This window comes from Streptomyces sp. NPDC007205 (genome assembly GCF_040634095.1).
Lineage (GTDB): Bacteria > Actinomycetota > Actinomycetes > Streptomycetales > Streptomycetaceae > Streptomyces.
Map to the genome: position 1 here is coordinate 99,399 of NZ_JBEYEW010000023.1, position 19,740 is coordinate 119,138.

The window sequence follows — 19,740 nt, forward strand, 5'->3', positions numbered from 1 at the left end:
CCCTGGCAGACTACGGGTTCATGACACGAGAACCGAACGACGTCTCCGGAGCCGTCACTTGGGGTCTGCTGGCCGCGTGGGCCGTGCACGACACCGAGGAAGTGGTGATGGTGCCGCGCTGGGTGCGCACTCATGTACCGGAGCTGCGTAAGAAGTTCCCCCGGGTGCCGGAGACGGTGTGGCGGCGGCTGGAGGCCGTGGACGCGCGGGAGTTCAGCACCGCTGTCGCCGCCATGGCGGTGGTGCTGGCCGCCGCGGCGGCCGATGGCCACCGGACCGGGGGCCGCTCGGCCGTCTATCAGACGGCGCTCAACGCCTTCGGCCTGCACGGCCTGGTCCACCTGGCCCAGGCAGCCGCGATGCGCGGCTACACTCCGGGCTCCGCGACGACCCCCCTGGTGGTCCTCCCCTTCACCGCGTGGGCCCGCGGCCGACTCCGCCGCTCCGGCGCCCTGCGCCCCACCCGGCCGCGGCAACTGGCCGAGGGCCTCGCCTTCGCCGCGACGGCCGCGGTCGGCACCCACGCACTGGCCCAGGGCCTACTACGCCGGCGGTGACGCCGGGCGCCCCGGCTCACGCATCAAGAGCCGGCTCTAGCGTCAAGAGCCGGCTCCGGCATCACAGCCGCCCGCAGCCGCGCCGAGGATGACGGCAAGGCTCCTGGCTCAGGCTCGGCCAGCCCCGTAGCCCCGTAGCCCCGTAGCCCCGTAGCCGCGTCGCCGTTGAGGGCGGCCCTGGCTGCTGAGCCCGCACGCCCAGGGAGCCCGGCACCGGTGGCTCTCAGCCCCGGGCACGGTGTCGGTGCGGACGGCGATCACCGGCTCAGGCGGCTCCCAGGGCTCGCAGATGTGCTGCCCGGGACTCGGCCGTCTGTCCCTGAACCAGCAGGAACAGCGCTTCCCGGGCCAGGCGCTGGGCGCGGCTCGTCAGGGTCATCGACCGGCCGCCGCCGGCCACCACCGCCGCGGTGGTGGCCGTCCGCAGCACCTCGTACGACTCCACGCGCAACGCCAGCCGCTCCGCGACCCGCTCCAGCGGTGCCGGATGGTCGGCCAGGGCGTAGGCGCGGCGGCGGACATCGGCGAGCCGGGCCGTGAGCGGAGCGGCCGTCTCCGCGTCCAGCAGGGACAGGGCGGCCTCCGTGAGGCCGAAGACCGCCGGGTTGGCGTTCAGCGTCCTGGCCCGGTCCCGGGGCGCCAACCGCTCGTACGGCGTCCGCAGGGCAACCGACTCCTCCGGCAGCCACAGTCCGGTCAGCTCCAGCGACACCGTGCGCGCGGCGGTGAGCGCCGCGAGGCGCATCGGTTCCGAGGCCCGCAGCCCCGGCTGGACGCGCGCCTCGGCGAAGGCGAGCAGCGCCTCGCCCGCGTCGGTCACCCCGGCGAGCAGCATCACGTCGTTCAGGCCCCACCCGGTGTACCAGGGCACGGTCCCGTCGAACCGCCAACCGCCGCCCTCCCGGCGCACGCGTACCGGGACACGCGGATACGACCGCAGATGCGCGTACGCCACCCCGGACATCAGCTCGCCCCGCGACAGCGGGCCCAACAGCCGCTCGCGGACCGGGAGTTCGCTCTGTGCCAGAATCTGCACGGGCGTGTGGTGCTGGGCCTGCACGAACCACGTCGAACAGCAGGCCCCGGCCAGGATCTCCGCGGTCCGGCGGACCACGTCCGGCGGGGCGCCCGAGCCGCCGTACGCGACCGGAGCGCCCACCCCGAGCAGCCCCGACCTCTTCACCGCCTCGATGTGGCTCACCGGCACGCCCTCCTGGTCGACCCGCTCTGCCTCGGGTATCAGCAGGTCCGTGGCGAGCCGGTGGGCGTGGCCGAGGAGCGGATGCGGCGTGGTGGCTGTCATACGGAGGATTCTGTCGAAGATTTCCTCAGGTGCCGTGTCGATCCGGGGGCCGGTCGTTCGTGTGGGAGGTGACAGGCATCAGAGAGACCCTGAACTCACCGAGGAGGACATCATGAAGCAGTACCTGCTCAGCGTGGTCCAGCCGACCGGCGTGACCCCGCCCGCCCCCGACGCGCTCGCCGCGATCATGCGGGACGTCGAGGCCTTCAACGACGAGTTGCGCGCGGCCGGAGCGTGGGTGTTCGCCGGCGGTCTGCACGGACCGGAGACCGCCACCGTGCTCCGCCCCAAGGACGGCGACGTGCTCATCACCGACGGTCCGTATGCCGAGGGCAAGGAGTACCTGGGCGGACTCTGCCTGATCAGGGCCGCCGACCTGGACGAGGCCCTGGAGTGGGGCCGCAAGGCCGCCCTCGCCACCACCCTGCCCATCGAGGTACGGCCGTTCGTCGACCAGCACTGACATGTACGGGGCCCCCGACGTCGAGGCCGTCTTTCGCGCCGAGTACGGGCGCGCGGTCTCCGTCCTCGTGCGCTTCCTCGGCGACATCGACCTCGCCGAGGAAGCGGTGCAGGACGCCTTCACCACCGCCGTGCGCACCTGGCCCGGGACCGGCGTGCCGCCGAGCCCGGCCGGCTGGATCATCACCACCGCACGCAACCGCGCGATCGACCGGCTGCGCCGCGAGTCCTCCCGGGGCGCCCGGCACGCCGGGGCCGCCCGGCTGTACGCGCCCCACCTGTACGCGCCCGACCCGTACACGCCCGACGCACCGCCCGAGGAGGGCCCCGTGCGCGACGACCGGCTCCGCCTGATCTTCACCTGCTGTCACCCCGCGCTCGCCCTCCAGGCGCGTGTCGCCCTGACCCTGCGCCTGCTCGGCGGCCTGAGCACCATCCAGATCGCCCGCGCCTTCCTGGTGCAGGAGCCGACGCTGGCCCAGAGGCTGGTCCGGGCCAAGGCCAAGATCCGGGACGCGGGCATCCCCTACCGCCTGCCCCGCGACGCCGATCTGCCCGAGCGGCTCGGCGGCGTGCTCGCCGTCCTCTACCTGATCTTCAACGAGGGCTGCACCGGCGACCCTGCCCTCTGCGCGGAGGCGCTCCGCCTCGGCCGGCTGCTCACCGCCCTGATGCCGGACGAGGCCGAGGTCACCGGCCTGCTCGCGCTGATGCTGCTCACCGAGTCCCGGCGGCCAGCCCGGCAGGACGCGGACGGCGTTCTCGTCCCGCTGCCCGAGCAGGACCGCTCCCGCTGGGACCGGGCACTGATCGCCGAGGGCCAGGACCTGGTCCGGCGCTGTCTGCGCCGCGACCGGCCCGGGCCGTACCAGATCCAGGCGGCCATCAATGCCGTGCACAGCGACGCATCCAGCGCCGCCGCCACCGACTGGCGTCAGATCCTGTGTCTGTACGACCAGCTCATGGCCGTCGCGCCGTCCCCGGTCGTGGCCCTGAACCGCGCGGTCGCCCTGGCCGAGACCGAGGGCCCGGCCACGGCGCTCGACGTGGTCGACGCCCTCGGCCTGGGCCGCTATCACGTGCTGCACGCCGTCCGCGCCCACCTGCTGCGCCGCCTGGACCGCACCGCCGAGGCGGCGACCGAATACGGCCTGGCCGCCGAACTGGCCGCAAGCGAGGCAGAGCGGGCCTACCTGGAGCGACGCCGACGCGAGACCGCCCCCACGCAGACGTGACCCCTGTCACCCTGAGGCGCCGGAATGAACTTGAGGACCTGAAAGGTTGGTAAATGCATCTACCGAGACCCAGGCGCGGGCCGAATCAGCCCGTGCACGAGCAGCGAGGCACCCGTGAACCACCCCGCCACCGAGCAGCCCGCCGACATCGTGGCCCGGCTGCGCGCCACCTTCGCCACCGGCCGCACCAGGCCCGTCGAGTGGCGCACCGGCCAGCTGCGCCGCCTGCGCGCGATGCTCACCGAGCGCGGCGCCGACCTCGCCGCCGCCCTCCACGCCGACCTCGGCAAGAGCAGCACCGAGGCCTACCGCACCGAGATCGACTTCACCGTCCGCGAGATCGACCACACCCTTGACCACCTCGCGGACTGGCTGCGCCCCGAGCCCGCGCCGGTCCCCGCCCACCTCGGCGCCGACGCCAGGGCCTGGACGCAGTACGACCCGCTCGGCGTCGTCCTCGTCATCGCGCCCTGGAACTACCCGGCGCAGCTGCTGCTCGCCCCGGTGGTCGGCGCGCTGGCCTCCGGCAACGCGGTCGTCGCCAAGCCGAGCGAGCTGGCCCCGGCCACCTCGGCCGCGCTGGCCGAGCTGATCCCGGCCTTTCTCGACACCGACGCGGTCGCCGTCGTCGAGGGCGGCATCCCGGAGACCACCGCCCTGCTGGCCGAGCGCTTCGACCACATCTTCTACACAGGCAACGGTGCCGTCGGCCGGATCGTGATGCGCGCCGCCGCCGAGCACCTCACCCCGGTCACCCTCGAACTCGGCGGCAAGTCCCCGGTGTTCGTGGACCGCGACGCCGATCTCGACGTGGTCGCGGACCGGCTGGCGCGCGGCAAGTTCCTCAACGCCGGGCAGACCTGCGTCGCCCCCGACTACGTGCTGACCGACCCGGAGACCGCCGCCGCCCTGGAGACGGCGCTCGTCCGGGCCGTGGACGTGCTGTACGGCACGGACCCGGCGGCCTCGCCCGAGTACGGCCGGATCATCAACGAGCGGCACTTCGACCGGCTCACCGGCCTCCTCGGCGCCGGCCGGATCGCGGTCGGCGGCACGAGCGACCGTACGGCCAGGTACATCGCGCCCACCGTCCTCGCGGACGTCGACCCGAAGTCGCCCGTCATGCAGGAGGAGATCTTCGGCCCGATCCTGCCCATCGTCACCGTGTCCGGCCTGGACGAGGCGATCGGCTTCATCAACGACCGCGACAAGCCGCTCGCGCTGTACGTCTTCACCGAGTCCCAGCAGACCCGGGCGCGCATCGCCGCCGAGACCTCTTCCGGCGGCCTGGGCCACGGCCTGCCCCTCGCCCATCTCACCGTCTCCGACCTGCCGTTCGGCGGCGTGGGGGAGAGCGGCATGGGCAGCTACCACGGCCACTACTCCATCGAGACGTTCAGCCACCGCAAGGCGGTCCTGGAGAAGCCGCTGAGCTGAAGTGCCGTGCGCGGCACGCCAGATGTGCGACACTCCGCCGAATGACCGCTCAGACGATCACCGCGGACGCCTCCGGCACCTTCACACTGGGCGACCTGCCCGTCCACCGCGTCGGCTTCGGAGCCATGCGGCTGACGGGCAGCGCCGCGTTCCACCTCGGCACCCCCAGCGACCGCGCACGCTCCATGGCCGTACTGCGGCGGGCCGTCGAACTGGGCGTGAACCACATCGACACCGCCGCCTTCTACTTCTCCGCCACGCGCTCGGCCAACGAACTGATCAACACCGCCCTCGCCCCGTACGCCGACGACCTGGTCATCGCCGCCAAGGTCGGCCCCTTCCGTGACTACCACGGCGAGTGGGGCACCTCGGCCCGCCCCGACCAGCTGCGCGGTCACGTCGAGGAGAACCTGCGCCAGCTGGGACGCGACCACCTCGACGTGGTCTACCTGCGGCGGATGCGCCAGGACTCCATCGCCGAGCACTTCGGCGCGCTCGCCGAACTGCGCGAGGCCGGCCTGATCCGGCACCTCGGCATCTCCGGCGTCGAACCCCGCCACCTCGCCGAGGCACTCGAGATCGCCCCGGTGGTGTCCGTGCAGAACCGGTACGCCCTGGACCGCCGCGACCCCGCCGACGCCGGGATGCTGCGCCTCTGCGGCGAACACGGCATCGCCTTCGTGCCGTTCTACGCCGTCGCCGGCGAGGCCGGAGCCCACGCGGCGGCCGACACCCACGACGACACCGTGCGCGACATCGCCCGCGCCCACGGCGTGAGCCCCGCGCAGATCCGGATCGCATGGACCCTGCACCAGGGTCCGCACGTCCTCGCCATCCCCGGCACCGGCAACCCGGACCACCTCGTGGAGAACGTCGCCGCGGGCGCCCTGCGCCTCACGGCGGACGAACGGAAGCGGCTGGACGCGCTGGACGCCTTCACCGGCTGACCGGCCCCGAGGGGCGGTCCGGACGGTCGCCCCTCCCATAATGGGTGCCCGGGCACGGCCGTACGAAGGTCCGATTGACTACCATCGTGTAGACGGTCGTACGGGCCGCAGACGAGGACGGGGTGAGGAACGTTCCATGACCGAGGCGAAGGACGAGCGCCGGCCGGCGGGCGAACTCGAAGCGAGCGTCATGGCCGCGCTCTGGGCCGCGGGCAGCCCCCGGACGCCCGGCGAGGTACAGCGGAGCCTCGGCACGGACCTGGCCCGTACGACGGTGACCACGATCCTCACCCGCCTGTACGACAAGGGCGTCGTCGAGCGCCACCGCCAGGGCCGGGGCTATGCCTACATCCCCGTCCGGGACGTCCAGGACGCCCACGGCCTCACCGCCCGCCGGATGCACAGCGAACTGGACCGGGACAGCGACCGCGAGACGGTCCTCGCCCGCTTCGTCGCCCAGCTCAGTCCCGACGACGAACGCATTCTGCGGGACCTGCTCGAACCCGGCGACCGATGACCGTACTGCTCCTGCTGCCCCTGCTGCTGCCGTTCGCCCTGCCGGCCCTGGCCCGCCGGGCGCTGGACCGGCTGGTCCCGGTCGCCGCGCTGTGGGCCGTCACCGCCTGTACCGTCCTCCTCGCCGGCTGCTCGCTGGCCGCTCTCGGCGCGTTCGTCCTGACCGGCCTCCTCAAGATCCCGCTGTTCGCCGCGCTCGGCGAGCTGATCCACCCGCTGCGCACCGCCTCGGACCTCGTCGTGCTGCCGGCCGCCGCGACCTCCGTCGGTGCGCTCGCCGTCTGCGGCTGGACCCTCGTCCGCTCGGTGCTGCACCAGAGCCGCGCCTTCCGCGCGGCCCGGACCGAGGCCGGGCGCGGCCCCGCGGCCGGCGACCTGTGCGTGGTGGACTCGCCCCGCCCCGACGCCTACGCGCTGCCCGGCCGCCCGCACCGCATCGTCGTCACCACCGCGATGCTCCGCAGCCTGGACGGGCCCGAGCGGGAGGCGCTGTTCGCGCACGAGCGGGCGCACAACGACGGCGGCCACCACTACTTCCTCGCCGCCGCGGAACTCGCCGCGCACTGTCATCCGGCGCTGCGCCCGGTCCGCGAGACCATCCGCCTCGCCGCCGAGCGCGCCGCCGACGAGGCCGCCGCCGCCCGGGTCGGCGACCGGCGCCTGATCGCCCGCGCCATCGCCCGCGCGGCACTCGCCGGACAGGCCGCCCGCTCCGAGCGCCCCGGCTTCGCTGCCGCCGCGACCACCGGCCCCGTCCCGCAGCGCGTTCAGGCCCTGCTCGCCGCTCCGCTCGTGCCCCGGGCCGGCCGGACGATCGCCGGCCTCCTCATCGCCTGCACCGCCGTCTCCTGTGTGGCCTCGGCCGCCGGCATGGCCGACGTGCACCACCGGGTCGAGATCGCCCAGGGCGACGAGACGCCCTGACCCCGCCGCCGGGCAGGCGGGGATGTGCCGACAGGGCCTACGGCCCGCGCCTCGGCAACGCCCCATGACAACGCGCGTAGAACAGGACTGGCGTCCGTGGGGTTTTACGTATAACCTCACCCGCTAACCACCCCCACCGGAAGGTCCCGATGCGACGCGTCGCCCTGGTCACCCTCGTCGTCGACGACTACGACGAGGCCATCCGCTTCTACACCGAGGCCCTCGGCTTCCGGCTGGCCGAGGACGCCCCGCGCCCCGACGGCTCCCGCTGGGTCGTCGTGGAGCCGGACGGCGACGGAGCCGGAACCGGTCTGCTCCTGGCCCGTGCCAAGGGCGAGGACCAGCGGGCCCGGATCGGTGACCAGACCGGCGGACGCGTCGGGTTCTTCCTGCACACCGACGACTTCGCCCGCGACCACGCCCGGATGACCGCGGCCGGCGTGACCTTCCTGGAGGAGCCGCGCCACGAGCCGTACGGCACCGTCGCCGTCTTCCAGGACCTCCACGGCAACCGCTGGGACCTGCTCCAGCCCGCCGCCTGACCCCTTGAGAACCGCCTGCGACCCCCTGTTGAGGAAAGCCCTGCCATGACCGCGTCCCGCATCGACACCGAGACCCTCCGCCGGCTCCCCAAGGCCGTGCTGCACGACCACCTCGACGGCGGCCTGCGCCCCGCCACCGTCGTCGAACTCGCGGCGGAGATCGGTCACACCCTGCCCACCACCGACCCCGACGAGCTGGCCGCCTGGTACTTCGAGGCCGCCAACTCCGGTGACCTGGTCCGCTACATAGCCACCTTCGAGCACACCCTCGCCGTCATGCAGGCCCGTGAGGGCCTGCTGCGCACCGCCGAGGAGTACGTCCTCGACCTCGCCGCCGACGGTGTCGTCTACGCCGAGGTGCGCTACGCCCCCGAACTGAACACCAGGGGCGGGCTGACGATGAGCGAGGTCGTGGAGACCGTGCAGGAGGGCCTGGCCGCCGGTATGGCCAAGGCCGCCGCGGCGGGCACCCCCGTCCGGGTCGGCACCCTGCTGTGCGGCATGCGGATGTTCGACCGGGTCCGCGAGGCCGCCGAGCTGGCCGTCGCCTACCGCGACGCCGGGGTCGTCGGCTTCGACATCGCCGGTGCCGAGGACGGCTTCCCGCCCGCCGACCACCTGGCCGCCTTCGAGCACCTGCGCCGCGAGAGCGTGCCCTTCACCATCCACGCCGGTGAGGCGCACGGGCTGCCCAGCATCCACCAGGCCCTGCAGGTGTGCGGCGCTCAGCGCATCGGCCACGGCGTGCGCCTCACCGAGGACATCCCCGACCTCGCGGCCGGCAAGCTCGGCCGGCTCGCCTCCTGGGTGCGCGACCGTCGTATCGCCCTGGAGATGTGCCCCACCTCCAACCTGCAGACCGGCTGTGCCACCTCGATCGCCGAGCACCCGATCACGGCCCTGAAGGACCTGGGCTTCCGGGTCACCCTCAACACCGACAACCGTCTGGTGTCGGGTACGACGATGACCCGCGAGATGTCCCTGCTGGTCGAGGAGGCCGGCTGGACCGTCGAGGACCTGCGCACGGTCACGGTGAACGCCCTCAAGAGCGCGTTCCTCCCGTTCGACGAGCGCAAGGCCCTCATCGAGGACGTGGTCCTGCCGGGTTACGCGGCAGCGCTCTGAACGAGCCCCCTGAGGTAGGCGGCCTGTCCGACGTGCTGAAGATCGTCGGACAGGACGCTCACCAGGCGCACCCCCAGGCTGACCGGGGGATCCCAGCGCTCGTCCACGATCCGCTCCAGATCCTTGGCGGCGAGCGAGCGCAGCGCGCCGAGCGTCTGCTCGTGCACGGCGTCGTAGTACCCGGTCAGCTGGCCGGCCGACTCGACCCGCACCTTCGCGACCTTCGCGGGACTGTGCCCGTAGCCGGTGTCATGGCGGGGCAGGTCGAGGCCGAAGCGCTTCTCCCAGCCCTGGGACAGCCACACCTGGTCGAGGTCGAAGGCGTCGGCGATGTGGTCGTCCTGCACCCGGGTGAGATGCCAGACCAGCCAGGCGACGGAGTTGGCGCCGGGGGCCGGGCGGTGGTGCAGCTCCTCCGGCCCGAGGCCGTCGAGGGCGGCATGGACTTCTTCCTGGATGCGGCCGTAGCCGTTGATGAGGATGTCCTTTGCATGCATACCGTCCACCATCCCAAACAGCGGGCGCCCACGCGTCCGGAATCCAGCTGCCGTGGAACCGAGCGGCACCCGCCCCGGTCCGGGTCGTGGACGTACGCGACCGCATACCCGTCGTCCTCGGCCCGTCGGCAGCCGGTGCACCTCGGTGGTGCCGCGCAGCAGATCGTGGCGGGCGGCCGTGAGTTGAGTCTGCGACGGCGGACGGCCGGAATCAGGAGGTGGCCCGGGGCCCCTGGGGCGGTGCCAGGTCCTCTGTTTCGAGCAGCGTGACCAGCGCGCGGGCCGCGGGGCTGGTGGCCCGTTCCGGCGGCAGCAGGGCCACGGTCTCGTACTCCGCCTCCCGCGTGCCCTTCAGCGGCAGCGCCGTGAGCGAGGGCCGCTTGTGCCGGAAGTGCCGGGGTACGACCGCGATCCCCAGGTTCTCGTCCACCAGGTCCAGCAGGCTGTGCACGTCGTTGACCTCCAGCGCGACCGTGCGCCGGACACCGGCCGCGGTGAACGCGGCGTCGGTGGCGCGGCGCGGGCCCCAGTCCGGGTGGAAGTCCACGAACACCTCACCGGCCAGGTCGTCCGGGGCCGGCACCGCGCCGGCCGAGGCCAGCCGGTGGCCGGGATGGCACAGCACGGTCATCGGCTCACTGGTCAGCGACACCGAGCGCAGCCGGTCGGTGTCCGCCTGGGTGCGGTAGGCGAAGGCCAGGTCGAGCCGGCCGGCCCCGACCTCCTCGGCCAGCGCGCCCGAACCGGCCTGCCGCAGCCGGATCTCCACGTCCGGATGCCGGCCCCGGAACGCGGCCAGCAGCGGGGCCACCTGCACCCCGGCGATGCACTGCTCGGTGCCCAGCGCCAGCGTGCCGCGCACCACACCCTGCACCGCCGCCACCGCCTCGTGCGCCGCCCGCACCTGCGCCAGGATCCGCTCGGCCTCCACCAGCAGCGCCCGCCCCGCCTCGGTGAGCGTCACCCGGCGGGTGGTGCGCACGAACAGCGGCGCCCGCAGCTCCCGCTCCAGCGCCCTGATGGACGCCGACAGCCCTGACTGCGACACCATCAGGCGTTCGGCAGCCCGGGTGAAATGCCGGTCCTCGGCGACGGCGGCGAAGTGCTGGAGATGGCGCAGTTCCATGATTGAGAAGCCTAGCCGCTGAATTCCATCGGATTCTTCTGTTGGACCGCTGCCCGGCGGGCGGGGAAGAGTGGGAAGCGGTTGCCCGGAGCGCAGGCTTCCGGGAGCCGGGACGACCGTGACCGTGTGCCAACCCCTCTGGAGCCGCGTTGTACACCGCACACCCCGACCGCTACGCCGACATGCCGCACCGGCGCACCGGACGCAGCGGGCTGAAACTCCCCGCGCTGTCCCTCGGTCTGTGGCACAACTTCGGCCCGGACCGGCCCGTCGAGACGCAGCGGGCCATTCTGCGCCGCGCCTTCGACCTGGGCGTCACCCACTTCGACCTCGCCAACAACTACGGCCCACCGCCCGGCGCCGCCGAGTCCGCGCTCGGCGAGGCACTCAAGGCCGACTTCGCGCCGTACCGCGACGAGCTGGTGATCTCCACCAAGGCCGGCTACCTGATGTGGCCCGGCCCCTACGGCGAATGGGGCTCGCGCAAGTACCTGCTCTCCTCGCTCGACCAGAGCCTGACCCGGATGGGCCTGGACCACGTCGACATCTTCTACTCGCACCGCCCCGACCCGGACACCCCGCTGGAGGAGACGATGGGCGCGCTGCACACCGCGGTGCAGCAGGGCAAGGCCCTCTACGTCGGCGTCTCCAACTACTCGGCGGAGCAGACCCGCGAGGCCGCCCGTATCCTCGCCGGCCTCGGCACCCCGCTCCTCATCCACCAGCCGCGCTACTCGATGCTCGACCGGCGCCCCGAGGACGAGGGACTGCTCGACGCCCTGGACGAACTGCAGGTCGGCTCCATCGTCTACTCCCCGCTGGAGCAGGGCCTGCTCACCGGCCGTTACCTCGACGGCATCCCGGAGGACTCCCGGGCGGCGAGCGACAGCCCCTTCCTGAACTCGGACGCGGTCACCGAGGACCTGGTGGCCCGGCTGCGCGCCCTCGACGAGATCGCCAAGTCCCGCGGCCAGACCCTGGCCCAGCTGGCCCTGGCCTGGGTGCTGCGCGGCGGCCGGGTCACCTCGGCACTGGTCGGCGCGAGCAGCCCCCAGCAGGTCGAGGACAGCGTCGGCACGATCCGCAACCTGGACTTCGATGCCGGGGAACTGGCCCGGATCGACGCGATCGTCAACCCCTGAACACCCCGAAGTCGGGTCCCCGGCTCCGGCCCGCCCGGAAACCGTCCCGGACGGACCTGGATGCTCTTGAGCCGGGTCCGGGGAGCGAGGTGCGTTCGTTCGGTTTCCGCGGAGGCTGACGCCGGTGTTCCAGCAGTGGACGCCGGCCTGCCCGGCGACAGTTGTCTCGCCGGGCAGGCTCGACGGGGCTGCGGAATGCTCGGCGAAGGGCCGCCCCCTCTCCGCCCCGTCGACCGTGCCGCGGATGCCGGAGACCCGGCTCTGCCGGGCGGTGTCAGGCGCCCGCCGGGACCCGGTCCAGGAAGCCCAGGACCTGCCGGATCCGGCCCTCCCCGTCCAGCGTGACGACGTCGAACCCCGCCACCGGCGCCGATCCCTCGGCCTCGTTCACCAGCTCCCAGCCGAAGCGCGCGGTGTCGTGGTGTCCGTCCACCGCGCCGAGCGGACGGAAGACGAACCCCGGGAACTGCTCGTGCACCGCCGCGATCACCGCCGCGATGCCCTCGTGGCCGCGGACCTCGGCGAGGGGGTCGGTGTAGCCGCCGTCCGCCGTCCACGCGGCGGCGACCGCCTTCTTCAGCGCCTCCGGCTCGGTGGCGTTCCAGGCCTCGAAGTAACGGGCGGCGGCGGTCTCGTAGCGGTCGGTGTTCACGGACATGGTGAATCAGCCTCCATCGAGGTCGTAGTTGCTGGCCGGAGCCGGATCCGGGGCTTCGCCGATCCGGTGTGACCACCATGCCGGAGGTCCCAGGGGCGGGTCGATTACCTGCCGGGTCATGCCCGGGGACGCGAACACGCCGATGGATTCGGGCCAGAGCGGGCGGTGAATATGCCAACAGACTGGCCGGAAAGTCATGGTGACACTGTTTCGGGAGTGGCGATACTCGAACGCCAGGGGCACTTCACCGCACAGGAGCCGCACGCAGAGCGAGGTCCAGGCCGGCACACCAGCGAGGCGACGGGGGAGTGAGACGTGCACGACGAATTCCTGTGCCATGTCACCGCGTACGGCATGTGCGACGGCCGGCGCATCGGCGTACCGCTCGGCACCTATCGCGCGCCGACGCTGGCCCTGGCCCTGTGGTGGCTGCGGGACCGGGCGTCCTGGATCGCCGAGCGCCTCGACCCGAGCCCGGAGGACCTGGCCTTCCCGACGGGCGCGCTGGTGCCGGTCGCGGACACGGTGGCCGATGTGCCCGACCTGCTGCGCGCCTGGTGTGCCGATGACGTCCGGCAGGAGCTGGTGGCCGACGAGCTGGCGGGCGGACGGCTGGTGCGGATCGCCGCCAGTGACGACACCACCGAGTACGAACTGCTCGCCGAGTCCGTGGACGCGCTGCGCATGCAGCGCACGGTGCCGGTGCTCGTGGTGCCCGTCGCCTGACACACCGCACCCGGACCACCTACGCCACCGACCATGAGGCCACCGGCGAGGATGGCACCGGGCACGTCCGACGGAGGCCGACGCGGAACCCGACACCGAGACCGACCACACGACCTAGGCCTGGTTCACCTCGCCCAGCCTCTGCAGCGGGCGTGCCAGCAGACCGCCCAGGAAGCCCGCGACCAGTCCCCACAGCGCGCCCAGGCCTACCGCCTGCCACAACCGTGGCTTGAGGAACAGCTCTCCGGACAGCCCGCCGCCCAGGTCGCCGATGCCGAGCAGGGAAAGTCCGTAGTGCGCCGAGGTGCGGCCGGTCAGACAGATCATCAGCACCGTCAGCGCCAGTGCCACGGCCAGGTGGACGGCGTGCTGCCACAGGCGGGTCCGGGCCGGTGAGCGGACCGCCATCCGGAAGGCCACGGCCAGCAGCAGGATCACGTCCACGACCACCAGCCACCACCACCGGCCGTCGCGGTCGGTGAGCGAGCCCAGGTTCAGCGCGGAGACGTCCGGGGTGCGCAGAATGGCGTCCAGGACGTGCGGCATCGGCAGACCGAACGGGCCGTCCACGCGGCCGTCCCAGGTCGCCCCCATGCCGAGGGTCAGGGCCAGCCAGGCCAGATTGGGCAGGCCGAGCAGGATCAGCGCGACGGTCTCCGGGGCATGCCCACGGGTGGCCGCAGTGATCAGCGCGATGACGAAACCGACCACGACGTAGGCGAGGAGCAGGACCACCACCGCGTGCGCCGCCGGACGCACCGACTCCTGGAAACGCAGCAGCCGCCCCGGCAGCGGCGCCCCGTACGCGACCAGCAGCGCCAGCAGCAGCACCCCGGCCAGCCACAACAGTCCGAAGACCACCGTCAGCGGCACATCCGTGGTGAACCCCACCTTCGGCGCCACGTCGAACAGCCCGGTCAGGTCACTCAGCGTGCCGCGGCCCACGTCGACGGCGAAGGTCTGCCGCGCGCCGAAGGCCAGGCCGATCAGCACGAGCAGCCACAGCACCGCGATCCGGGCGGCCCAGCCGGCCAGTTCGCGCGCCGAGGCCACCGCCCGGTGCCGCAGCGGGCGCAGGAAACCCGCGCCGATCACCAGGGCACCGGCCAGGGTCACCGACAGGGGGATCACGGTGATCCCGGCGCGGGTCTGCGCCAGGACCCCCGCGTTGCCGGAGAGTTCCACGCTGCCGCCCACCGCCGTCACCAGGGTCGCGGCCACCACCCTCGGGAACGCGCCGTCCGGCAGGTCCGCCGCTCCGGCCGCCCACAGTCCGAGCGCCGAAACCAGGACCATGACGGCCAGCCCGGTCAGCACCGTGGCCACGGCCTGCGCCCAGCCGTGGTGGGCGGCGGGCCGCGCGGAGACGGTCGGAGCGCTCACGCTTGCCACGCTAAGCAGCGGCCCGGCACCGCGCCCGCCGGGTGGGCCGTCCGCGCCGGGAAGAAGTACTCGTGCGTGCGGAACCTCCGTCTTGGGGCCGCCCACCTGGGCGAGATCCCTGCCCCGGTCCAGCCGCGCGTCGACGCGGGCGCCGCCCGCGTGACCATCGCCACTGTGCGCGGTGGGCGAACGCCCCGGGGGACTGCCGAGCGCGGCTCGGGGTACGAGGACAGATGCAGCAGGGGACCGGCCGGTCCGGGTTTTCGAGAGAGACGGCATGACCAAGCATCTGGGCGGGACAGTGATACCGACCGGTTTCGACGTACCCGTGGAGCCGCTACGGCGCGCGGCGCACTACACCGGCGAATCCGGATGCATCGCCGAGGCGCGCGTCTTCGCGTCCCAGTTTCTGCAGCGGTTGCGAACCGAGTGGTGCGCCACCGCCGACCGGCGCGCCGACGGCGAGCTGCTGCTGGTCGTGAGCGAACTCGTCACCAACGCCGACCAGCACAGCAACGGCCCGTTCATCCTGGAACTGGAAGGCACGGACAGCGCCGTCACGGTGTGCGTCTACGACAGCAGCTCCGCCCTGCCCCGCCGCTACCCGAAGGACCCCGAACGCGTCGGACGGCACGGCCTGGAGATCGTGTGCGCCCTGGCCTCGGAGGTCACCGCGGAGCGCGTACCGGTCGGCAAGCGGGTACGGGCCCGCTTCGAACTGCAGCGCTGAAGGGCGGCGGACGTACCGCCGCCCCGCGGTCAGGCGCTTGCCGGGCCGGCTCAGGCGCAGCCCAGCTCGCCGAGCATCCCCTCACGCAGCCGGGTGATGATCCGCTTGATCAGCCGGGACACGTGCATCTGGGAGCAGCCGAGCCGTTCCCCGATCTCCGCCTGGGTGGCCTCCTCGACGAACCGCAGATGGATGATCTGCCGGTCCCGCTCGCTGAGTTCCGCCATCAGCGGGGCGAGCGCGTGGCAGTCCTCGACGAGCCGCAGCCCCTCCTCCTCCACGCCGATGAAGTCCGCGAGCACCGCTTCGCCGTCCTCGGGGCCGTCGCCGGTGAGCGCGGCGTCCAGGGAGGCGGAGTTGTACCCGTTGGAGGCGAGCTGGGCCTCGACCACGTCGTCCTCGGAGATGTTCATCAGCGTCGCCAGCTCCGCCACCGTCGGGTCGCGGTCGAGCCGGCTGGACAGCTCCTCGCGTGCCTTGGCCAGCTCCACCCGCGCCTCCTGGAGCCGGCGCGGCACGTGTACCGCCCAGGTGGTGTCCCGGAAGAACCGCTTGATCTCGCCCACGATGTACGGCAGCGCGAAGGACGTGAACTCCACCTCGCGTGCCAGCTCGAACCGGTCGATGGCCTTGATCAGGCCGATCATGCCGGTCTGGACGATGTCCTCCATGTCGTCGCCGCGGCCCCGGAACCGTCCGGCCGCGAACCGGACCAGGGACATGTTCATCTCGATGAGCGTGTTCCGGGCGTACTGGTACTCGTGCGTGCCCTCCTCCAGCTCGGTCAGCCGGCGGAAGAACTGGCGGGACAGCTCACGGGCGTCACGGGGCGCGACGGACGCCGGGTCCGCGATGCCAGGCAGTGATCCCTCGCCCGTCCTGTCCTGCTCGGTCCTCACGGTGACCTCTGCTTGCGACCGGATCCCGGCGGTGTTCATTACCTCTCCCACGAAAGTCACGGTTCTCCGTCTGCCTCGGCGGCTTATTTTGCCCGTTTCTTACCGTTTGTTCTGGATACCCGTAACGCGGTGCTTCATGCGTGCGGGTGGTGTTGCTCACGGGGCGGGTACCCCCGCTCACGTCCCGCATGCATGCGGAGTTGCCCAGTGGCGGGAAACGAACTGCTCCGGTTTCCCTCAGGGCGCAATGCCGGGCCAGGGCCCTTGTCCGATGGCTCACCTCCCCTACGCTGACGTGGGTGACCAACCAGGTGAGCAACGAAGCCCGCACACGGGGCACAGAGAACGCAGAGACCAAGGAGCCGCTGTGGCGCGATCTGGTCGGTGAGGTGCTGCGCCGCGAGCGGCGGTCGCAGGACCGCACCCTCAAGGACGTGGCCGACGCGGCCAGGATCTCGCTGCCCTATCTCTCCGAGATCGAGCGCGGGCGCAAGGAGGCGTCCTCGGAGGTCCTCGCCGCCGCAGCGCACGCACTCGGCCTGGACCTCGCGGGCCTGCTGTCACTGGCCCACGCCGACCTGACCCACCGCACGATCCCGCACCCCCGCCCCTCCACCGCCCGCCCCTACAACACCCTCTGCCTGGCAGCCTGAGCCAGCCCGGCGTCACGGGGGCCTGCCCTTGCACCGCAACCGGGCGGTCGCCCCGGCCGGCCCGGTCCCGCGGTGGGCTGTGCCCGGCCGCCCCCCCGGCTTGGGCGCCTGCCCGCGCCCCTGCGATCACCTGGGCCGCCCCGGCGGGTCACTTCCCCCGCGACCCTCCGACCACCTGGCACGCCCACGCCCGCTGCACCCGGCGGACGTGTCACTTCTCGCGGAGCCGGCGGAAGAACGCTCGGATGTCCGGGATCAGGAGGTCCGGCTCTTCCATGGCCGCGAAGTGGCCGCCGCGGTCGAACTCGGTCCAGCGGACCAGGTTCTCGGTGCGCTCCGCCTTGTGCCGCAGCGGGATCTGGGGATCCGCCGGGAACACGGCCAGTGCGGTCGGCGCGGTCGACGGCTCGGCCGGCCGCCCCGCCCGGTCGCCGGTGACGTGGGCCCGCTCGTAGTAGATGCGGGCGGACGAACCCGCCGTACCGGTCAGCCAGTACAGCATCACGTTGGTCAGCAGCCGGTCCCGGTCCACCGCCTCCTCCGGCAGCTCCTCGCAGTCCGCCCACTCCCGGAACTTCTCGACGATCCAGGCGAGTTGACCGACGGGCGAGTCCGTCAGGGCGTAGGCGAGGGTGTGCGGACGGGTGGACTGCAGGGCGGCGTACCCGGCGCCGTCACGGAACCACGCGTCCCACCCGCGCCAGGACCGCAGCGTCCGCTCCCGCTCCTCGGGGCCGAGCGCGGCCAGCTCCGCTTCGGTCGGCTCGGTGAGCGCCTGTGCACCAGGCAGCAGATTGAGGTGGACACCGATCACCCGGTCCGGATGGACGCGGCCCAGCTCGCGCGAGATCCCCGCGCCCCAGTCGCCGCCCTGCAGCCCGAACCGCTCGTAGCCGAGCCGCCGCATCAGCTCCGCCCAGGCGTCGGCTACCCGGCGCGCCTCCCAGCCCCGCTCGGTGGTGGGCCCGGACAGCCCGAAGCCGGGAATGCTCGGCACGACGACGTGGAAGGCGTCGGCCGCGTCGCCGCCGTGCGCCACGGGATCGGTCAGCGGGCCGACCACATCCAGGAACTCCACGATCGAGCCCGGCCAGCCATGGGTGATCACCAGCGGTGTGGCGTCCGGCTCCGGGGAGCGGACGTGGGCGAAGTGGACCTTGGCGCCGTCGATCATGGTGGTGAACTGCGGCCACCGGTTCAGCTCGGCCTCGGCGGCGCGCCAGTCGTACTCGTGCCGCCAGTACCGGACCAGCTCCCGCAGATAGCCGGCCGGGACGCCGTACTCCCAGCCGGCTCCGGGCAGGTCGGCCGGCCAGCGGGTGCGGTCGAGGCGGTCGTACAGGTCGTCGAGGTCGCTCTGCGGGACGGACAGCCGGAAGGGTTCGATGCGTTCGGCAGGCGTGGAGGTCATGATCGGGATGCTAGGCGGGGTCGTCGTTCACCCGCCCGGATTATTCGGCGGCCCGGCCGATGAGTTTCGCCGTAAGGACCGGTCGACACCGGTGACCGCGTTCCCCGCCCAGAGGAGGTACTCATGACCACCGACGGATTCGTCACGTGTCTGTGGTTCGACGGCCAGGCCCAGGAGGCCGCCGAGTTCTACGTCTCGCTGTTCAAGAACTCCAGCATCGGCCGCATCAGCCGCTACACCGACGCCGGGCCCGGTGAGACCGGCTCGGTGCTGACCGTCGAATTCACGGCCAACGGCCAGAAGTTCGTCGGCCTCAACGGCGGCCCCCAGTTCAGGTTCAACGAGGCCGTCTCCTTCCAGATCATGTGCGCAGATCAGGAGGAGATCGACTACTACTGGACCAAGCTCACCGAGAACGGCGGCGAGGGCGGCCCCTGCAGCTGGCTCAAGGACAGGTACGGCGTCTCCTGGCAGGTCGTCTACGACCGGATGCCCGAGCTCCTCCACGACCCCGACCAGGAGAAGGTCGACCGCACCATGAAGGCCATGATGAGCATGGGCAAGCTGGACGTCGCCGCGCTGGAGAAGGCGTACGCGGGGGAGTAACGGCCCCCGGCCCCGGCACGGCCCCCGGCCCCGGCACGGCCCCCGGCCCCGGCACGGCCTCTCGGCCCTGGCTGAGCCCGTCGGCCCTCCGCCTTACCCGGCCTCGGCGAGGATCTCGGTGATCACATGCCGGGAGTTCTCCGCCAGGGCCGGGTTGGTGTCCCAGTAGTACGGCAGCTGGATCAGCGAGATCGACAGCGCCCAGCCCCGCCCCCGCGCCCACTCCGCGTCGTCGGCGCGGACGGCCTCGCGGAAGGTGTCCCGTGCCGATGCGGGCAGCAGGTTCCAGGCCGCGATCAGGTCGACGGCCGGGTCGCCCACTCCCGCACAGCCGAAGTCGATGACCGCACTCAGCCGGCCCTCGTCGACCAGCACGTTCCCCGGGGAGAGGTCCCCATGCGCCCACACCGGCGGCCCGGTGTGGGCCGGGATGTGCAGGGACCGCTCCCACAGGGCCGTGACCGCGCCGCCGTCGACCCGTCCGTCCAGCTCGGCGACGGCGGCCCGGGTGGGCTCGTCCCGGTCCCGCAAGGGGCCGCCCCGGTAACCGGCCGGCCCGTCCTGCGGGGCGATCCGGCGCAGCGCGCGCACGAACGCCCCGAGGTCCTCGGCGAGCCGCTCCGGCTCGTTTACGGCGCCGGCCACCGGATTGCGTCCCGGAAGCCAGCGGTAGACGGACCAGGGCCACGGATAGCCCTCGTCCGGCTCGCCGACGCCCACCGGCTCGGGCACGGCGACCGGCAGCAGCGGCCCTAGCTGTATTGATCACGAGCGTTGTTGACAGTCACGGTGCTTGATCATGGCGAAGACCTCCGGTGTGGTGGAGCTGTCTAGGACTGCACCGCACGGAGGTCTTCGTGT

Annotated in this window: 21 protein-coding genes and 1 pseudogene; 14 read left to right on the forward strand and 8 right to left on the reverse strand. The window is 72.6% G+C overall.

Features of this window, described 5'->3' with window-relative positions; all coding sequences use genetic code 11:
* Window positions 1–20 precede the first annotated feature (20 nt).
* Window positions 21–557, forward strand: coding sequence for an HXXEE domain-containing protein (locus ABZ624_RS30135; RefSeq protein ID WP_360095775.1), 537 nt, complete (start codon window positions 21–23; stop codon window positions 555–557).
* A 265-nt stretch (window positions 558–822) separates the two neighbouring features.
* Here ABZ624_RS30135 and ABZ624_RS30140 read toward each other — a convergent pair whose 3' ends face one another.
* Window positions 823–1,860, reverse strand: a complete 1,038-nt coding sequence (locus ABZ624_RS30140; protein ID WP_360095778.1) for an acyl-CoA dehydrogenase family protein — start codon at window positions 1,858–1,860, stop codon at window positions 823–825.
* 112 nt (window positions 1,861–1,972) lie between these two features.
* Here ABZ624_RS30140 and ABZ624_RS30145 point away from each other — a divergent pair, with 112 nt between their 5' ends.
* The 8 genes from ABZ624_RS30145 to ABZ624_RS30180 all read left to right on the forward strand — a co-directional run bounded on the left by ABZ624_RS30145 (window position 1,973) and on the right by ABZ624_RS30180 (window position 9,048).
* Entirely contained in the window at window positions 1,973–2,323 is a 351-nt protein-coding gene (locus ABZ624_RS30145) for a YciI family protein (protein ID WP_360095781.1), read from the forward strand.
* 1 nt (window position 2,324) lies between these two features.
* The gene (locus tag ABZ624_RS30150; protein WP_360095784.1) at window positions 2,325–3,557 is read left to right on the forward strand and encodes an RNA polymerase sigma factor; all 1,233 of its coding nucleotides are present in this window, start codon (window positions 2,325–2,327) and stop codon (window positions 3,555–3,557) included.
* Window positions 3,558–3,671: 114 nt separating this feature from the next.
* Window positions 3,672–4,994 (forward strand): aldehyde dehydrogenase family protein, encoded by a 1,323-nt coding sequence (locus ABZ624_RS30155; protein WP_360095787.1) that lies wholly within the window; start codon window positions 3,672–3,674, stop codon window positions 4,992–4,994.
* A gap of 41 nt (window positions 4,995–5,035) precedes the next feature.
* Window positions 5,036–5,941: an aldo/keto reductase gene (locus ABZ624_RS30160; RefSeq protein WP_360095790.1), complete on the forward strand. Its 906-nt coding sequence runs from the start codon at window positions 5,036–5,038 to the stop codon at window positions 5,939–5,941.
* A gap of 136 nt (window positions 5,942–6,077) precedes the next feature.
* Window positions 6,078–6,458 (forward strand): BlaI/MecI/CopY family transcriptional regulator, encoded by a 381-nt coding sequence (locus ABZ624_RS30165; RefSeq protein WP_360095793.1) that lies wholly within the window; start codon window positions 6,078–6,080, stop codon window positions 6,456–6,458.
* Window positions 6,455–7,381, forward strand: a complete 927-nt coding sequence (locus tag ABZ624_RS30170) for a M48 family metalloprotease (protein WP_360095796.1) — start codon at window positions 6,455–6,457, stop codon at window positions 7,379–7,381. Before ABZ624_RS30165 ends, ABZ624_RS30170 begins: the two co-directional genes overlap by 4 nt.
* Before the next feature lie 149 nt (window positions 7,382–7,530).
* Window positions 7,531–7,923: a VOC family protein gene (locus tag ABZ624_RS30175; RefSeq protein WP_360095799.1), complete on the forward strand. Its 393-nt coding sequence runs from the start codon at window positions 7,531–7,533 to the stop codon at window positions 7,921–7,923.
* 45 nt (window positions 7,924–7,968) lie between these two features.
* The gene (locus ABZ624_RS30180; protein ID WP_360095801.1) at window positions 7,969–9,048 is read left to right on the forward strand and encodes an adenosine deaminase; all 1,080 of its coding nucleotides are present in this window, start codon (window positions 7,969–7,971) and stop codon (window positions 9,046–9,048) included.
* On the opposite strand, the gene ABZ624_RS30185 is transcribed toward ABZ624_RS30180, so the two are convergent.
* Complete coding sequence (locus ABZ624_RS30185) at window positions 9,030–9,545, reverse strand: DUF664 domain-containing protein (protein ID WP_360095804.1); 516 nt, start codon at window positions 9,543–9,545, stop codon at window positions 9,030–9,032. The two genes, ABZ624_RS30180 and ABZ624_RS30185, sit on opposite strands and share 19 nt — an antisense overlap.
* Window positions 9,546–9,756: 211 nt before the next feature.
* Window positions 9,757–10,671 carry a LysR substrate-binding domain-containing protein gene (locus ABZ624_RS30190; RefSeq protein ID WP_360095807.1) on the reverse strand — a complete coding sequence of 305 codons (915 nt, stop codon included), beginning with the start codon at window positions 10,669–10,671 and terminating at the stop codon, window positions 9,757–9,759.
* A 149-nt stretch (window positions 10,672–10,820) separates the two neighbouring features.
* Here ABZ624_RS30190 and mgrA point away from each other — a divergent pair, with 149 nt between their 5' ends.
* Complete coding sequence (gene mgrA, locus ABZ624_RS30195; RefSeq protein ID WP_360095810.1) at window positions 10,821–11,813, forward strand: L-glyceraldehyde 3-phosphate reductase; 993 nt, start codon at window positions 10,821–10,823, stop codon at window positions 11,811–11,813.
* Between the two features lie 274 nt (window positions 11,814–12,087).
* Here mgrA and ABZ624_RS30200 read toward each other — a convergent pair whose 3' ends face one another.
* Window positions 12,088–12,471 carry a nuclear transport factor 2 family protein gene (locus ABZ624_RS30200; RefSeq protein ID WP_360095813.1) on the reverse strand — a complete coding sequence of 128 codons (384 nt, stop codon included), beginning with the start codon at window positions 12,469–12,471 and terminating at the stop codon, window positions 12,088–12,090.
* Window positions 12,472–12,786: 315 nt separating this feature from the next.
* Between ABZ624_RS30200 and ABZ624_RS30205 the strand changes: the two genes are divergently transcribed.
* Window positions 12,787–13,197 (forward strand): hypothetical protein, encoded by a 411-nt coding sequence (locus ABZ624_RS30205; protein WP_360095816.1) that lies wholly within the window; start codon window positions 12,787–12,789, stop codon window positions 13,195–13,197.
* Between the two features lie 114 nt (window positions 13,198–13,311).
* Here ABZ624_RS30205 and ABZ624_RS30210 read toward each other — a convergent pair whose 3' ends face one another.
* Window positions 13,312–14,589, reverse strand: coding sequence for a streptophobe family protein (locus tag ABZ624_RS30210; protein ID WP_360095819.1), 1,278 nt, complete (start codon window positions 14,587–14,589; stop codon window positions 13,312–13,314).
* Between the two features lie 268 nt (window positions 14,590–14,857).
* On the opposite strand from ABZ624_RS30210, the gene ABZ624_RS30215 reads away from it, so the two are divergent.
* Entirely contained in the window at window positions 14,858–15,310 is a 453-nt protein-coding gene (locus tag ABZ624_RS30215; protein WP_360095822.1) for an ATP-binding protein, read from the forward strand.
* A gap of 50 nt (window positions 15,311–15,360) precedes the next feature.
* Here the strand turns inward: ABZ624_RS30215 and ABZ624_RS30220 are convergent, their stop codons facing one another.
* Window positions 15,361–16,248, reverse strand: coding sequence for an RNA polymerase sigma factor SigF (locus ABZ624_RS30220; protein ID WP_360095855.1), 888 nt, complete (start codon window positions 16,246–16,248; stop codon window positions 15,361–15,363).
* 260 nt (window positions 16,249–16,508) lie between these two features.
* Between ABZ624_RS30220 and ABZ624_RS30225 the strand changes: the two genes are divergently transcribed.
* Entirely contained in the window at window positions 16,509–16,862 is a 354-nt protein-coding gene (locus ABZ624_RS30225) for a helix-turn-helix transcriptional regulator (protein WP_360095825.1), read from the forward strand.
* A 211-nt stretch (window positions 16,863–17,073) separates the two neighbouring features.
* Here ABZ624_RS30225 and ABZ624_RS30230 read toward each other — a convergent pair whose 3' ends face one another.
* A complete protein-coding gene (locus ABZ624_RS30230; protein WP_360095828.1) occupies window positions 17,074–18,273 on the reverse strand; it encodes an epoxide hydrolase family protein in 1,200 nt (399 codons plus the stop codon).
* A gap of 123 nt (window positions 18,274–18,396) precedes the next feature.
* Between ABZ624_RS30230 and ABZ624_RS30235 the strand changes: the two genes are divergently transcribed.
* Window positions 18,397–18,879, forward strand: coding sequence for a VOC family protein (locus tag ABZ624_RS30235; RefSeq protein ID WP_360095831.1), 483 nt, complete (start codon window positions 18,397–18,399; stop codon window positions 18,877–18,879).
* A gap of 93 nt (window positions 18,880–18,972) precedes the next feature.
* Here ABZ624_RS30235 and ABZ624_RS30240 read toward each other — a convergent pair.
* Window positions 18,973–19,638, reverse strand: a pseudogene (locus tag ABZ624_RS30240) (aminoglycoside phosphotransferase family protein); the annotation flags it as partial.
* Window positions 19,639–19,740 lie beyond the last annotated feature (102 nt).